12 protein-coding genes and 1 tRNA gene are annotated in these 16198 nt (G+C 62.5%); 8 read left to right on the top strand and 5 right to left on the bottom strand.

Going from position 1 to position 16198, the window contains the following annotated elements:
* Positions 1-162: 162 nt before the first annotated feature.
* The 4 genes from RS897_RS28020 (at position 163) to RS897_RS28005 (ending at position 5276) form a co-directional block, all read left to right on the top strand.
* Complete coding sequence (locus tag RS897_RS28020; RefSeq protein WP_315831959.1) at positions 163-840, top strand: TetR/AcrR family transcriptional regulator; 678 nt, start codon at positions 163-165, stop codon at positions 838-840.
* A gap of 78 nt (positions 841-918) precedes the next feature.
* Positions 919-2397, top strand: coding sequence for an amidase (locus RS897_RS28015; protein ID WP_315831958.1), 1479 nt, complete (start codon positions 919-921; stop codon positions 2395-2397).
* Between the two features lie 174 nt (positions 2398-2571).
* Positions 2572-4368 carry an IS1634 family transposase gene (locus RS897_RS28010; RefSeq protein WP_315831529.1) on the top strand — a complete coding sequence of 599 codons (1797 nt, stop codon included), beginning with the start codon at positions 2572-2574 and terminating at the stop codon, positions 4366-4368.
* A gap of 98 nt (positions 4369-4466) precedes the next feature.
* Positions 4467-5276, top strand: coding sequence for a DUF2066 domain-containing protein (locus RS897_RS28005; RefSeq protein ID WP_315838764.1), 810 nt, complete (start codon positions 4467-4469; stop codon positions 5274-5276).
* Here the strand turns inward: RS897_RS28005 and RS897_RS28000 are convergent.
* The 4 genes from RS897_RS28000 to dapA all read right to left on the bottom strand — a co-directional run bounded on the left by RS897_RS28000 (position 5273) and on the right by dapA (position 7995).
* Positions 5273-5848 (bottom strand): peroxiredoxin, encoded by a 576-nt coding sequence (locus RS897_RS28000; RefSeq protein ID WP_315831957.1) that lies wholly within the window; start codon positions 5846-5848, stop codon positions 5273-5275. The two genes, RS897_RS28005 and RS897_RS28000, sit on opposite strands and share 4 nt — an antisense overlap.
* 6 nt (positions 5849-5854) lie before the next feature.
* Positions 5855-6328: an SsrA-binding protein SmpB gene (smpB, locus tag RS897_RS27995; RefSeq protein WP_315831956.1), complete on the bottom strand. Its 474-nt coding sequence runs from the start codon at positions 6326-6328 to the stop codon at positions 5855-5857.
* 123 nt (positions 6329-6451) lie between these two features.
* Complete coding sequence (mscL, locus tag RS897_RS27990) at positions 6452-6871, bottom strand: large conductance mechanosensitive channel protein MscL (RefSeq protein ID WP_315831955.1); 420 nt, start codon at positions 6869-6871, stop codon at positions 6452-6454.
* 233 nt (positions 6872-7104) lie between these two features.
* Positions 7105-7995 carry a 4-hydroxy-tetrahydrodipicolinate synthase gene (gene dapA, locus RS897_RS27985; protein WP_315831954.1) on the bottom strand — a complete coding sequence of 297 codons (891 nt, stop codon included), beginning with the start codon at positions 7993-7995 and terminating at the stop codon, positions 7105-7107.
* Positions 7996-8241: 246 nt separating this feature from the next.
* On the opposite strand from dapA, the gene RS897_RS27980 reads away from it, so the two are divergent.
* From RS897_RS27980 to RS897_RS27970, 3 genes are read left to right on the top strand one after another with little or no spacing between them, the layout of a single operon-like run.
* Positions 8242-10443 carry a lytic transglycosylase domain-containing protein gene (locus RS897_RS27980; RefSeq protein WP_315831953.1) on the top strand — a complete coding sequence of 734 codons (2202 nt, stop codon included), beginning with the start codon at positions 8242-8244 and terminating at the stop codon, positions 10441-10443.
* 49 nt (positions 10444-10492) lie between these two features.
* Positions 10493-11377, top strand: a complete 885-nt coding sequence (locus tag RS897_RS27975) for an alpha/beta fold hydrolase (RefSeq protein WP_315831952.1) — start codon at positions 10493-10495, stop codon at positions 11375-11377.
* Between the two features lie 14 nt (positions 11378-11391).
* Positions 11392-13371, top strand: a complete 1980-nt coding sequence (locus tag RS897_RS27970; protein WP_315831951.1) for an O-linked N-acetylglucosamine transferase, SPINDLY family protein — start codon at positions 11392-11394, stop codon at positions 13369-13371.
* A 123-nt stretch (positions 13372-13494) separates the two neighbouring features.
* Here RS897_RS27970 and RS897_RS27965 read toward each other — a convergent pair whose 3' ends face one another.
* A complete protein-coding gene (locus RS897_RS27965; protein ID WP_315831950.1) occupies positions 13495-14991 on the bottom strand; it encodes a porin in 1497 nt (498 codons plus the stop codon).
* A 700-nt stretch (positions 14992-15691) separates the two neighbouring features.
* Between RS897_RS27965 and RS897_RS27960 the strand changes: the two genes are divergently transcribed.
* Positions 15692-15785, top strand: a tRNA-Ser gene (locus RS897_RS27960).
* Positions 15786-16198: the final 413 nt, after the last annotated feature.

Below are 16198 nucleotides of genomic sequence, written 5' to 3'. Positions count from 1 at the left end.
GATCATGCTCCATCAAAATGTCATGTGGCACAGCCGCATTGACATTTCCCGATCTTAAACGATAGTTTCATACAATAGTTTGAATTGCAATCGGTGACTTTCGACACGTTCCGGCAACGCACCATTGCCTTCCACGCATTGCAAATCTCACATGGCTGATCGATGTCCACAGACCATACCAAGACCGCGATTTTGACTGCCGCCGAGAAACTCTACGCCGAGCGCAGCTTCGGCGAGGTCAGCCTGCGCGACATCGTCGCAGCGGCGAACGTCAACCTTGCCGCGATCAATTATCATTTCGGCTCCAAGGACGAATTGCTGGCGGAATTGTTCCTCAGCCGCGCCACCAGTCTCAACCGCGAACGTTTCGCCGAGCTGAAAGCCGCAGAAGAGGCCGGCGGGGGCCGCGCCGACGTCGAAGCGATTCTGCGGGCACTGGCCGGCCCGCCGATCCGCTGGTGCCGCGGCGCCGACCGGCAGCGCTCCGCTGCCGCGCGTTTCATGACGCGCGCATCGGTCGAAACCGTGCCGCCGATCCGCAAGATCGTCGAACGCGACATCACCCATCTGCGGCGCTTCGCCGATGCGCTGCGCCGCGCCCTGCCGGACCGTGACGAGGTCGACGTCTATTGGGGCCTGCACTTCGCGCTGGCCATGATCCGGCAGACCATCACCGACAGCGACCGCCTGAAGAAATTGTCCGGCGACCTCTGCGATCTCGATGACGTCGACGACATCATCGAGCGGATCGTCCAGACCGCCGGTTATGCCCTGATGGGAAAGCCTGCGGTCCGCAAGGAGCGCCCCAAGGCCTCGGCTGCCGGCGCGCAGAGATCCTGAGAGACTGGTCGGGTCAAGCCGCCCCCTTCCTGCACCAGCAAAGCCATGTATGCTTTGGCCTGCTGTCAGGGGGCCCGCATGTTCAGGGATTACGCCGACCACGACGCGACCGGCCTTGCCGAATTGATCGCGCGCCGCGAGGTGACGCCGCTCGAGGTGCTGGACGCCGCCATCGCGCGAGCCGAGAGGGTCGACCCACAGCTCAAGGCGATTTGTATCCCGATGCTGGAGATCGCCCGCCAGCGCGCACGCGGAAATCTGTCCGGCCCCTTTGCCGGTGTGCCATTCCTGTTGAAAGACATTCTCCAGCATTATGCCGGCGTGCCCACCACCGCCGGCTGCCGTGCATCGCGCGACTGGACACCCACCGCGAACTCGCAATTGGTCAATCGCTACCTTGACGCCGGCCTGGTGATTTTCGGCAAGACCGCCACCCCCGAGTTCGGACTGAAGGCCGAAACCTCGTCGCTGCTGTGGGGGCCGACCCGCAACCCGTGGGATCTTGCGCGCGTCCCCGGCGGCTCATCCGGCGGTGCCGCCGCCGCCGTCGCCGCCGGCATCGTGCCCGCGGCCGGCGCCTCCGATGGCGGCGGCTCGATCCGCATCCCGGCCGCTTATTGCGGCCTGTTCGGCCTGAAGCCTTCGCGCAGCCGCGTGCCATCCGATCCGCCATGGCCGGATGGATACTGGGACGGCGCCTGCAGCGAGCATGCGCTGACCCGCAGCGTGCGCGATTCAGCAGGCATCCTCGACGCCATCGCCATCGGCGCACCACTCCCGCCGCCGCCAACGCCTTATGCAAAGGAGATACAACTTCCCCCTGGGCGCTTGCGCATCGGTTTCAGCACACAGTCGCCGATCGGCAACAAAGTGCATCCCGAATGCGTGAGAGCGGTGGAGCGCACGGTTGAACTGCTGAAAGACCTGAAGCACGAAGTCGTGCCGGCACAGCCGAACGTCGATGGCGCCGCATTGGTGGAAGGCTTCGTCTCGCTCTACTACCGCGAGGTCGCCAACGAGATCAGCAAGATCAAGGCGCGCAGCGGCGCGAGTGACGACGCGTTCGAACTGGACACGCGCATGCTGGCCCTGGTCGGCAACGCCCGAAGTCCTGATATCTACAAGCGCGAACGCGCACGGTGGGATGACTATGCGCGCGATCTCGGTGCGTTTCACCAGCAATACGACCTTTATCTGACACCGACGACGGCAGAACCGCCCAATCGCATCGGCGAACTCGATACGCCGGGCTGGTTACAGCCGCTGTCCCACCTGATGCTCACGCTCCGAGCCGGTCGCTTCGTCGACATGATGGGAACGGTCAAGAGCCTGGCGGTGAACAGCCTGAAACGCGTCCCGTTTACGCAATTGTCCAATCTCACGGGAACGCCGAGCATGTCGGTGCCGCTGCACTGGGCAAGGATCGCTCCAGATGAACCGGAGATTCCGTTCGGCGTGCAGTTCGTGGCAAAGCACGGCGACGAAGCCACGCTGTTCCGACTGGCAGCGCAGCTGGAGGCCGCGCAACCTTGGTCAGGTCGACGACCAGCCCCTTAGCGCCGTTAACCCGAGTTCGCGGATTCGCGCTGGAAAATCGCGATTTTGCGATTTTTTGGCGAGCTAAGTCTTTGATCTGCAAAGGGTGAGGTGTCCGGAATCGGCCGAAAACGGCTGTAGTGAAGACCTACCGGATTCCCAATGACGTGACGGTGCGGATAGATTCGCAGCGCCATGTTCCTGCGACGCACCGAGCGAAAGAAGAACGGCAAGACGCACAGCTACTGGAACGTTGTCGAGAACAAGCGTCTCGATAACGGGCGAGTGGTGCAGCGGCATGTGCTGTATCTCGGTGAGATCAATTCCTCGCAGGCAGCGGCGTGGCGCAAGGCGATCGACGTGCTCGACGAAGACGCCGGACATGCGCGAACGTTGTCGCTGTTTCCGGAAGATCGATGCGAGGCGATCGCGGGCGATGCGTCGATCGTCCAGCTACGCCTGTCCGAGATGCAGCTTCGACGTCCGCGGCAATGGGGCGCCTGCTGGCTGGCCGGACAGTTGTGGCAGGAGCTTCAGCTCGATTGGTTCTGGGCAGAGCGGCTGCCGCCAAGCCGCAAGAAGACGAGGTGGGACCAGATCCTGCAGGTGCTGGCAACCTACCGGCTGATCGCGCCGGGCAGCGAGTGGCGGCTGCATCGGCAATGGTTCGGTCAGAGCGCAATGGCCGATCTTCTGGGAGCAGACTTCGGCCTCGCGGAAGAGCACAAACTCTATGCCTGCCACGATCTGCTGCTCGCGCATAAGGAGGCGCTATTCTCGCATCTGGTCGGGCGTTGGCGCGATTTGTTCAATGCCGACTTCGACGTGCTGCTGTACGATCTGACCAGCAGCTACTTCGAGGTCAACGCATCGGACTTGCCGGAAGGCAGCAAGCGCCGCCACGGCTACAGCCGCGACAAGCGGCCGGATTGCCCGCAAGTGGTAATCGCGCTGGTGGTGACGCCCGATGGCTTGCCGTTGGCTTACGAGGTGCTGCCCGGCAACACCGCTGACAACAAGACACTGCGGATGTTCCTTGCCAAGATCGAGCAGCAATACGGCAAGGCGCGCCGGGTCTGGGTGATGGATCGTGGCGTGCCGACCGAGGCCGTGCTGGCCGAAATGCGCCACAGCGATCCGCCAGTGCAATATCTGGTCGGTACGCCGAAGGGACGCCTGAACCGGCTGGAGAAGCATCTGCTGGACAAGCCCTGGCAGGACGCGCGGGAGGGCGTGCAGGTCAAATTGTTGTCCGAGGACGGTGAGCTCTACGTCTTCGCTCAAAGCGCCGATCGGATCAGTAAGGAACGCGCGATGCGCCGGCGGCAGCTGAAGTGGTTGTGGAAACGGCTCAGGCAAATCGATGCGATGGAGATCACGCGCGAAGAATTGCTGATGAAGCTTGGCGGCGCGCGATCCAAAGCGCCGGCGGCCTGGCGTCTGGTCGATATCGAGATCGACAAGCAGCGCCCGAGCTTCAGCTTCGCACTCAATCGAAACAGATTGAGAAAGACCCGACGTCGCGAAGGCCGTTATCTGCTGCGCACCAACCTCGCCGACAATGACCCCGCCCAGCTCTGGCAATACTACGTCCAACTCGTTGCCGTCGAAGAAGCGTTCCGCAATCTCAAGGGCGACCTGGCGATTCGTCCGGTGTTCCATCAAGACGAGGTCCGGATCGAGGCCCACATCTTCATCGCCTTCCTGGCCTACTGCATGCAGGTCACGCTGACGCGCCGGCTTCATGCCCTCGCATCGGGCTTGACCGCACGTCGCGCGCTCGAAAAGTTCGCCGCCATCCAGATGATCGACGTCCATCTGCCGACCACAGATGGGCGCGAGATCCTGCTCACCCGCTACACCCATCCCGAACCGGAACTGCAGCTCCTGATTGATCGGCTGAAGCTCCGGCTGCCACCGCAACCGCCGCCCAGGATCACCACAGCCGCCGTCAACCAAGCCAGCCGCTGTAGTGAAGACCTTTCGAGCTAAGCCATTGATCTGGCTGATGTCGACCCTTCAAAAACCCGCCAATCCGCGAAGACGGGTTAGAGCAGAGCATGACCGTGTCCCGCAGGACCGCCTTGGCGATGCTGGCGCAGGGAGCGATGAGCGGGCTGCTATGCAGCGCCGTCGCGGGCCGCGCCGCGGAAGGTGAGAGCCCACTTTACCAATCGCGCACCGTCATCACGGGCCAGGACCCCGAGCGACGCGGGCCCGGCCTGATCGAATGCTTCAAACTGGTTCTGGTGAAAGTATCCGGCGATCGCCGCCTGATGAACGATCCTGCCACCAGCCTCAGCGCGGACCGGATTGAACCGTTCATCGAAACTATCGCGCTGCACGACCAGAAGGCCGGCCGCCCCGTGCATGACGAACAGGGAACGCGCGATCGGCCCTACGATCTGACCGTGACTTTCAAGGCCGCGCCCATTGATGCATTTCTGGCAAAACTGAATCGCAAACCCTGGATCGCTCACCGGCCTGCATTGCTGGCGCTGGTTGCCGTGCGCCGCGGCGACCTTTCTTTCCTGCTGTCGCGCGACGGCGGCCGCGGACCAGGCATGGACGAAGCGCTCGCGAACGCGGCGGATCGCTTCGGTTTGAAAGTGCTGCTGCCCACCGAGGCCGTCTTGCGCGAAGCCGCCCTCACGCCGCGAACCGTCGATCGCGCAGGTGGCGCGGCATTGCGGCGATTGGCCGGCAATGCCGGAGCCGAAGTCACGCTGGTCGGCCTTTTGAGATGGAGCGATGCCGCGCTCGGCTGGATCGTCGAATGGCGGCTCGCGGATACCGGCAAAGCCGCGCGATGGAGCGCCAGAGGCATCAACTTCGACGAAGCATTTCGCATCGGCGTTGGCGGAGCGGCGCGCATTCTCTCCCGAAATGACCCGCCTTAGCGCGGATGCGCCTTGAGCCAGGCCAGCACGTCGCCCGCGTTACGATCCGGCGGAAACACCGGGTAGAAGACGTGCACGATCCGCGCCGCATCGATGATCACAGCGAGGCGCTTGATCAGGGTTTGATCGGCGACTGTCATGGTCGGCAGTTTCATCGCAATCGCGAACGCGAGGCGCTCATCGGAGAGCACGGGAAACGGAACGTGAAGGCGTTCAACCATCTCTCCCTGATATGACGGGCTCTGGGTCGACAGCCCGAACACATGATCCGCACCGCCCGCTTTCAAGTCCGCATGGAGATCGCGGAACGCACACGTCTGCGGTGTGCAGCCGCGCGCACCCGGAATCATGTCCCAATCGTCGGTGAGGCCGATCTTGCCGGGCTCACCAGTTCGGGGATAGGCAAACAGCACGACGCGGCCGGACAGAGCGGACAGATCAATCGACGATCCGTCGGTCGCCGGGAGGTTGACTGAAGCCACCGTCATCCCCGGCAGATGCCGCGCGGCGCCATCGTCTTCCGGCGCCGGAATCTTGCTCCAGTCGACATCGGTCAGGTTGGACTGATTCATGAGACGTTACCCCCTGGCCCGCAGCAGGCGGCCCTTCTCGCGACTCCAGTCGCGCTTCTTTTCGGTCTCGCGCTTGTCGTGCAACTTCTTGCCCTTGGCCAGCGCCAGCTCCAGTTTCGCCCGCCCCCGCTCGTTGAAATACAGCTTCAGCGGAATCAGCGTCATGCCTTCGCGCTCCACGGCACCGATCAGCTTGTTGATCTGGCGCTTGTGCAGCAGCAATTTCCGTGGCCGCCGCGGCTCATGGTTGAAGCGGTTGGCCTGCAAATATTCCGGGATGTTGGCGTTGACGAGCCAGATCTCACCGGCGCGCGGATCCGCATAGGACTCCGCGATCGTGCTCTTGCCGTTGCGAATCGATTTGACCTCGGTACCGGTCAGGGCGATGCCGGTCTCGATCGTGTCCTCGATCGCATAGTTGAAGCGCGCCTTGCGATTCTCGGCCACGACCTTGATCGCGCGCTTGGTCTTCTCAGTCATCGTCTCAACGTCCTCCGAGCCCGGTTCGACAAACCGGGCCCGCTAATCATCAATGGGGCTGATTCAGGAATAACACGTCCGAGAGCGGCCGAATCAGATCCCGCTTCGCTGTCCTGCGAGAGTTCAGGCTCGCTGCTTGAGAAGGTCGCGAATTTCCGTCAGCAGTTCCTGATCCTTGGTCGGGGCCGGCGGCGCGGCGGGTGCTGCGGCATCCTGCTTCTTCAGTCTGTTTATCAGGCGAATAACGATGAACAGCACGAAGGCCACGATCAGGAAGTTCAGTACAAGCGTCAGGAAATTGCCCCAGGCCAACACCGCGCCTTGCTTCTTGGCATCGGCGAGATTGCCGGCATTGACCTTGGCCGAAAGCGCCGTGAAGTAGTTGGAGAAATCAAGACCGCCGGTGATGGCGCCGATGATCGGCATGATGATGTCGGCGACCATCGATGTGACGATGGAGCCGAATGCCGCGCCAATGATGACGCCGACCGCGAGATCGACGACGTTGCCCTTCATGGCGAATTCACGGAATTCCTTGAGCACGTGCAGCCCTCCCTTTCACTTTCAAGAGTGGAGCAAACGGGTTTCTCTCCACGGCCCAAAACCTAGAGCATGATCAGGAAAAGGGGAAACCGGTTTTCCCCGACATCCGGGGCCTGCGTTCTCCCCAAGCGCGACCGCAGAACTACATATGGCGCTAAGGGCCTAAAATCTCAAGGGAAATTCGAAAACTCGGCCACGCGACCGAGCGCTGTTTTGGCCTCTGCACACAGCTTCTAGTTCAGCAGCCCCGCATGAACCATCGCGCTGCGCACCGCGGCCTTGGTCGGCTCGGAGACAGGCACCATCGGCAGGCGCACATCGGCACTCATTTTTCCGAGCAACGACAGCGCATATTTCACCGGCGACGGATTGGTCTCGATGAACAGGTTGACGTGCAGCGGCATCAGCTTGTCCTGCAGTTGCAGAGCCTGGGCATAGTCACCACGCTGGCACGCGCTCTGAAATTCCGAGCAGAGCCGCGGCGCCACGTTGGACGTCACCGAAATGCAGCCGTGCCCGCCATGGGCGTTGAACGCAAGCGCGGTGCCATCCTCGCCCGACAGCTGATTGAAGCCTTCGCCCAGCGCGGCCCGCTGTTGCGACACCCGTACCGGATTCGCGGTCGCATCCTTGACGCCAGCGATGTTCTTCAGGTCGTACAGCCGCTTCATGGTGTCGACCGACATGTCGATGATCGAGCGCCCCGGAATATTGTAGATGATGATCGGAATGCCGATCGCATCATTGATCGCCTTGAAGTGCTGGTAGAGCCCTTCCTGGGTCGGCTTGTTGTAGTATGGCGTCACGACCAGGACCGCCGCGGCACCGGCCTTTTCCGCATGCTGCGACAGCCCGATCGCTTCTGCGGTCGAATTGGAACCAGCACCGGCAATGACCGGCACCCGCCCCTTCGCCTCGTCGATGCACCATTCGACCACACGCTGGTGCTCCTCGTGATCGACGGTCGGGCTTTCGCCGGTGGTGCCCACGGGCACCAAGCCATGAGTTCCCTCGGAGATCTGCCAGTTCACGAATTGCCGGAACCCGGCCTCGTCCAGCGCGCCGTTTTTGAACGGCGTGACCAAGGCAGTGTAGGATCCCCGGAAATTCGTCTTGCCTGCCATGTTCCTGCTCCGACCACCGCCTTTGCGGCTTCCTCAATTGTGCCTTGAATTACTGCCCGAATTCGGACCGGGATTGATACCGGGTCTGGGCCATGGAGGAAAGCACCATGGTAACCCGGCAAAGTCGTGATTCCGCCGTGCTGGGCGATGATAACGACCTGATAACATATTTAATGTTTTGTCTAAAAACTCAATGAAATAGAACCTGTTCCGAGAGCCAAGCGTGATTCGCCATCGAGGCCCAAGGTGACGCCGTCCGCCCGCGCATCCGCCCTGCGATCGACGGCGCTTGCCGCCGGTCTTTTGATCGCCGTGTGCGCGCTGGCGCCGCCGGCCGCCTCCGGGGTCCCGCTACCGAAACCGCGGCCAACCTCGCGCAGCACCGTTCCTGCCTCCCCGCCGGTCAAACTCATCGAGGCCAAGGCGGTCGCCACGAAAACGGGCCCCTCCACCGCGGTGACCCCGTCGCAGGCCGCCACCCGTGCCGCACCCGCGCCGCGGAAACCCCATGCACCGCTGGCGATGTCGGCGAGTTCGTCGACGCCACAGGCCGACGCACAAGCCGTTGAAGAAGTCATCGAGCAGATCCGCACCAAGAAGGATCCGGCAGGGGCAACCCAGATTGCGGCCGGGATCGGCGATCCGGTCGCGCGCAAACTCGCCGAATGGATTATTCTTCGCAGCGACAACAATGGCGCCACCGTCGAGCGCTATCGCGCTTTCCTCAGCGCCAATCCGAGCTGGCCGAGCCAGACCTTCCTGCGCCGGCGCGGTGAAGCTGCGCTGTGGGATGACAAGCGCGACGACGCCACGGCTCTGAGCTGGTTCGGCAACGAAGAACCGATCTCCGGCAAAGGCCGGCTGGTGATGGCGCGGACGCTGCTTGCACGCGGCGATCGTCGCAATGCGGAGCGGCTTGTTCGCGAGGCCTGGCGTGGCGACACCATGTCCGGCGACACCGAGTCGGCAGTGCTCGACCAGTTCGGCGCCCTGCTGAACGGCGGCGACCACAAGGCGCGGATGGATTACGCGCTATATGCCAATGATCGCGAGACCGCCATGCGCTCGGCGCAGCGGCTCGGCGCAGGCTACGTGGCGCTGGTGAAGGCGCGCCTTGCCGGCAACGGCAAGTCGGACAATCTGAAGGCGCTGCTCGACGCGGTGCCGCGTGAGCTGCACGGCGATCCCAGCTTTATTTTTGGCCGTATCCAGCAATTTCGCCGCGACGAAAAATACACGGAAGCAGCCCAATTGATGCTCAACGCGCCGCGCGATGCGGGGCGGCTGATCAATGTCGACGAATGGTGGATCGAGCGCCGTCTGCTCGCCCGCAAGCTACTCGACCAGAACGACGCGCGTAACGCCTATCTCATTGCCCGCGATGCGGCGCTGCCGGCGCGCGACATCTACAAGACCGAGCAGGAGTTCACCGCCGGCTGGATCGCTCTACGCTTTCTCAATGATCCGGCGACCGCGGCCCAGCATTTTGCCCGCATCGGTGTCGACAGCAGCAATCCCACGGCGATCGCCCGCGCCGGCTATTGGCAGGGGCGCGCAGCCGAAGCGATGGGCCGGACGCAGGACGCGCGTGCGGCCTATCAGTCAGCCGCCACGCAATCGACCAGCTATTACGGCCAGCTCGCACGCGCGAAGCTCGGCTTGCCGCAACTCGGCCTGCGCGAAGCGCCGTCGCGTGCGCGCGGCAGCGAGCGGCTGGAGGTGGTGCGCGCCGTGGAGCTTTTGTACGCGCTCGACGAAGGCGAAATCGCGATCCCGATCCTCGCCGAGATGGGCGAACGCACCGACGATCCCGATGCGCTGGCGGCGCTTGGCGAACTGGCACAGCGCAACAACGATGCCCGCGGCATGCTGCTGTTGGGCAAGGCCGCGCTCAACCGCGGACTGCCGTTCGACCATTATGCCTACCCCGTTTCCGGCATCCCCAAATACAAGACCGTCGGGCCTGAGGTCGAGCGCAGCGTGGTGTTCGCGATCGCCCGGCAGGAAAGCGCGTTCAATCCCAAGGTGGTGTCCAGCGCCAACGCGATGGGCCTGCTGCAAGTGACGCCGGCGGCCGGCAAATACGTCACCAAGAAATACGGCGAGGTGTTCGACCAGAAACGGCTGCTGTCAGACCCGTCCTACAATGCCTCGATCGGCGCAGCCGAGCTCGGCGGCCTGATCGAGGACTATCGCGGCTCCTACATCCTGACCTTTGCCGGCTACAATGCCGGGCGCGGCAGCGTCAGGAAGTGGATCGAGCGTTATGGCGATCCGCGCGATCCCAATGTCGATGCGGTGGACTGGGTCGAGAAAATCCCGTTCTCCGAGACCCGCAATTATGTTCAGCGGGTGATGGAGAACGTGCAGGTCTATCGCGCCCGCTTCGGCGGCGGATCGCACCTGCAGATCGAGGCCGATTTGCGCCGGGGGGCGGCGGTAGAATAGAGTTGGGCTCGCTTCCGTTTCGCGTCCCTCCCAGCCCGAGACCGCCGACATGCCAGCCCAATTTCATGATGTTTTTTGCGCGTCCGCCGACGGCCTGAGGCTGCATGCCCGTGAGATCGGTCCCGCAGCCAGCAGTGCGCTGCCAGTGCTGTGCCTGCCTGGCCTCACGCGCACGACCGCCGATTTCGAGGTTCTCGCTCAAGTACTAGCCGAAGATCCCAACACCCCCCGCCGTGTCGTCGCGATCGACTATCGCGGCCGGGGACTGTCCGACCACGATCCGGATCCGGCAAAATACGCCGTACCGGTGGAAATGGGCGACGTGCTTGCGGTCGCCACCCATCTCGGCATCGGCAAGGCCATCGTGATCGGCACCTCGCGCGGCGGTCTGATCTCCATGGTGATGGCCGCGTCGCAATCGCCGCTGCTCGCGGCCGTCGTGCTCAACGACATCGGCCCGGCGCTCGAGATGACGGGTCTGTTGAAGATCAAGGGGTATGTGGGGATCCGGCCGACGCCGACGTCGTGGGACGACGCGGCCAACGCGATCAGGACCATGTTCGCAAGCGATTTCCCGAATCTCGACGAGGCCGGCTGGTTGGCCTGGGCAGGGCGAGCCTGGCGGGAAACTGACGGGCGCTTCGAACAGACCTACGATCCGGCCCTGGCCCAGACCCTCGCCGGCCTGGATCCGGACGCGCCTCTACCGAAGCTCTGGGAGGCATTCGACGCCATGAAGGATCTGCCGATGATGCTGATCCATGGCGCTCTCTCCGACCTGTTGAGCCGAGCAACCGTCGAAAAGATGGCGGCTCATCATCCCGATCTCGCGTTGGTCACGGTCGCCGACCAGGGCCATGCGCCGTTGCTGGCGGACGCGCCAACCATCGCCCGCATCGCCGCGTTCTGCGCACGCTGCGACCGCGCCGCATAATCGCTCGCACGCCCATGGCCACGACGGCTGAACTATTCCAACGTGCGATGTCCTCGTTCCAGCAGGGACGGCTCGAAGAGGCCGAGCGCCAGTTCAAGCAGCTCCTGCGGAAAGAGACGAGACATCCCGCAGCCCTCAATATTCTGGCCGCGATCCTTATGAGCCAGAAGAAGTACGGCGAAGCCGAGCCGTATCTGCAGACCGCCCTGAAAGTGAACGCGACATCCGATGCGACGTTCTACAATTACGGGCTGGTGCTGAAAGCCCTGGGCCGGCCGGATGAAGCGCTCGCGCGTTTCAGCCAGGCGATCGGCCTCAATCCCGGCAATGCCGACAGTTGGAACAATCGCGGCACCGTGCTGAACGATCTGAAGGATCCCGTTCGGGCGATCGATGATTTCGAAAAGGCCCTCTCGATCAATCCCCGTTATGCCGCGGCCTATTTCAACAAGGCCAGATCGCTTGCGGACCTCAAAAAATACGACGAGGCGCTTGCGGCGCACGACCAGGCGCTGGCGCTGAATCCAAACCTCGCCGAGGCATGGTTCGGTCGCGGCTTCGTGTTTCACCAATTGCAACGTCATGAGGAGGCCGCGCGCGCCTACGAAAAAGCCCTGCAGATCGATCCGAAATTGCCTTTTCTGAAAGGCTCCCTCGTCCACGAGAAGATGCTGACGTGCGACTGGGACGGGATCGCACCCTTGATCGCCGATATCGAGCGCGATATCGCCGCCGGAAAACTCGCCACGGAACCCTTCAGCTGGCAGGGCCTGGCGACATCGCAGCAAAGCCTGCAGCAGTGTGCGAAACTGTTCAGCGACACGCGGTTTCCGCCGAACGTCAGGACCGCTCCGCGTCCGTCACCGGCTGCAAACGGCAAGATCCGGATCGGCTATCTCTCCGGCGAATTCCGGCAACAGGCCACCTCGCTGCTTTTGGTCGGCGTGCTGGAGCAGCACGACAAGGATCTGTTCGAGATCACGGCGATCGATAATGGCTGGGACGACGGCAGCGAGACGCGACAGCGGATCGACGCCGCGGTGCACCGCGTGCTGCCGATCCGGGGGCTCGCCGATCCCGACGCCGTCACGGCAATCCGTGATCAGCAGATCGATATCCTGGTCAACCTGAACGGCTATTTTGGCGAGGAGCGCACCCGCGTGTTCGCGCGGCGCGCGGCGCCCATCCAGGTCAATTATCTCGGGTTTCCCGGGACGTTGGGCGCCAGCTATATGGATTACATCATCGCGGACCGGCATGTGCTGCCCGAGACAGACAAGCCGTTCTACGCGGAAAGGGTGGCCTATCTGCCGAACTGCTATCAGGCCAACGACCGCAGCAGCAAGATCGCGCCGCCTGTCAGCCGGGCGGATTGCGGCCTGCCCACGCAAGGCGTGGTGTTCTGCTGTTTCAACAACGTCTACAAAATCACGCCCGACATCTTCGAACGCTGGATGCAAATCCTGGCGCAGGTGGAGGGCAGCGTGCTCTGGCTGTTGGCGGACGATCCCGCCGCCGCGGCGAACTTGAGACGCGAAGCGGTCGCACGCGGCGTCGACGGCGGTCGCCTCATCTTTGCCGAGCGCAGGCTGCCGGCCGAGCATCTGGCGCGGCACCGCTGTGCTGATCTCTTCCTCGACACCCTGCCCTACAACGCCCACACCACCGCCAGCGATGCACTGTGGGCCGGGCTACCGCTGCTGACCTGTTCGGGCACGACATTCGCCGGCCGGGTCGCGGCCAGCCTGCTTCGCAACATCGAACTTCCGGAATTGGTGACTGAGACGCTGGACGACTATGTGCTGTCAGCAGTTACTCTCGCCAACCATCCGGACCGGCTGGCTGCGATCCGACAGAAACTGGACGATCATCGCCTGAACACGCCCTTGTTCGATACAGCGCGGTTCACCCGGCATCTCGAAGCCGCCTTCGCCGCGATGGTCGAGCGTCATCGTGCCGGCCTGGCGCCTGCTCACATCGTGGTGCCGGACTGATTCTTGTTAACCGCCCGCTCTGACGCCGCGATCCCTTCACGACCACCGAGCCAAAGAAAAACCCCCGGCGGAGACCGCCGGGGGCTTGTAGCTGCGATAGCTATCGTCGTCAGACGATAACGATCAGAAGCTGCGCAGGATCTGAACCGAACCGTTGTAGAGGCTCGCGTCCTTGAGAGTGAACGGGAAGGCCGCTGCGCCATAACCCGGAACAACCGCGCCGAACGTACCCGTCAGGTTCTGGTCGAGACGGGTGTAGATGAACTCAGCCGACAGCGTCAGGTTCTGGACCGGGGTCCAGGCCGTACGCGTACCGATCTGAGCGACAGCGAACTTGGTGCTGCCGACGCCCGGAGGGGGCGCAATGCCGCCATTGATCGCCGTCAGCAACAGCGTGTTGCCGCCGGAGCCGTAGTCGATCTGGCTGTATGATCCGAAGACCGAGGTGCGCCAGGCCGGGTTCCAGTAGTGCTCGTAGTACGCGCTGACGTCCCAGGCGGTGCTCTTGGATATGCCGGTGCCATTCGCCGAACTGGTACCGCCATAGACACCGTCGAGAACGTAACCGAAGGTCAGGCCATTGCCGTTGGCAACCGCGAAGCGGCCAGCGCCGATGGAGTCGTAGGTGCCGCCGAAGACGTACTTGGCAGCGCCGTTCGCGAAAGTGGCTTCAACCTTCAAACTGTCGCCCACGCCGGTCGGCAGGTTCTTCAGCTCGAAAGCGCCGGTGACGGCATAGCCCCAGGTCGACGACGGCTTGCCAGAGTCGCTGCCGACAACCGTCGGATTGTAGTAGGTGCCGTGAACTTCGTGAGCGGCGGCACCGAAGTGCAGCGAACCCCAAGCCTGATCGACACGGATGTTGCCGACGATATCCGGAACGTGATCACCGCCGGAGGCGTTACCGGTGAAGGTGTTCGCCACGGTTCCGTAGTTCGGGAGAGTGGTCGTGAACGGAAGAGCGAACGGCTGATTCGCATTGATGACACCAGCGGTGCGGTACGGCTGGGCGTCTTCAACCGAGATCGTCGCCGACACGCCATTGCCGAACGAGGCAGTGTAGGCCAGCTGGTTGATGCCGGTCGCGTTGTTCGAGCCGGCAAGGAAGCCCGAGGTGATGTAAGGCTTGGCGAGTGCCCACTGCGGATCGAACTGCGAAACAGCCTTACCGAAGGTGAAGCCAGCGAACTGGATGAAGGCGTAATCGACTTCGACGAAGCCGCCCGCGATGTTTTCACGGCCGCGGGTGAAGTCGAACTGCAGGTTGGCGTAGGTACGCAGAACGCCGTATTCGGTGGCGGTGCGCGTATCCAGGAACATGTTCAGACGCGAGCGGGTCTGAAAGTAGTCCTTGTTGAACTGACCAGCACCGTTGTTGCCACCCTGCCAGTACGGCGTGTCGTAAATGCCGCCATGGATCGAGGTGTCGATACGCAGCGCACCACCGATGCGGATGCAGGTGTCGGTGCCCGGGATGTAATAGAAACCCGCGCCGTAGAGGGAGCAAATCTTCACGTACTCGACCGCTTTGGCCTTGACGGGAAGATCGGCTGCCTGTGCGCCGGTCAGCGCGACGAAACCCGCCGCGGTGCCGAGCATAAGGCTCTTAACCATCTTCATGTAAACCTCCAAGTTTGCTCTCTAGGGAGAGTTCCAGTTCCGTCGTGCTAATACGCACGCTGGGATGGTCCCCTTGTCCCCGTTAAACCGTTTTCGGTGCCTCGCGCTTTCGGACACTCCCGCATAACGCGAGGGACTTCAGCGAAACATCTGAACGGGACGACCTCGGGATGCCCCCCTCCGTCGCATCACGACAATTACCCAACACATCTGCACAGGCAACAAAGGACCGCCTTACAAACGGGCCAATCGCGCCGTTTTTGGAGATGTGTTGCACAAATAACACGCATTCGTGATCGGCGTGATCAGACAACCTATTGAAGTTAAAAAGAATTTCAGATCGATGATTTTGTCCTCGATGACAAGGCCACAATGAGGCAATCGCCCCGCCAGGCGCCAAAACCGCGTGGACGGGACGAATCAAAGCGGTTTGAACGATTGAAATGGGCCCCGCGGCTGAATTCGCACGCGCGCATTCGAACGCCGGGAGGATTCGGACAAAGAGCTGCGTTCCGGCAAATCCTGCGCTCGAGGCCCGCTTCAGCAGAAATGGCACTTAATGCGAAGGCAATCGCGCCCGAACGCTGGCTCGCACGCACGATGGATTCGCGGCGCCGGAGTGGCGGCACGAAATAGGCGTGAGCGGCCTGCAATCTCCGGCTTGCAGGCAACCGCAGGGTCGGGCATATGCAGCCGGGACGGAGATATGGCCGAGTGGCTGAAGGCGGCGGTTTGCTAAACCGTTATAGGGTTGTAAAGCCCTATCGAGGGTTCGAATCCCTCTGTCTCCGCCAGCCACCCTCAAAATATTCAATAAAATCAACTGGATAAAAATCGCACGCATGACGCGTGTGATAAAATGCGCGTGACGTTCAGCCGGCATTTCAGCCAAGGGCTCGGCCCGGTTTTCCACGTCGCTCACAGCCTCAGAAACGGAATCCGGTTGTGCTCAACCGAGCAGTCCGCACCTCCGATTCTCGACACCTCTACGTTCGAAAGCCCGCCCACGCCTTCGCGTCGATGCGTCGGAAAGAGCCAGAACTTTTGCCGCTGGATGTCTATGCGCCTCATCGCGAGGAATCCCCGCGATATCGTCGACCCGCCAGGACGACGGCCCGTCGAAAAATACCGACTACTGCCGCGCTGTTATGGAGATCTGAGCTGTCCCGATCTATTCGGCGCACCGTCAACTTAATCTGCGAACACG

Origin of the sequence: Bradyrhizobium prioriisuperbiae, from assembly GCF_032397745.1 — a bacterium.
GTDB classification, from domain to species: domain Bacteria; phylum Pseudomonadota; class Alphaproteobacteria; order Rhizobiales; family Xanthobacteraceae; genus Bradyrhizobium_A; species Bradyrhizobium_A prioriisuperbiae.
Note: the sequence above shows the minus strand (reverse complement) of the source record. Positions and strands in the feature narration are given on the sequence as shown.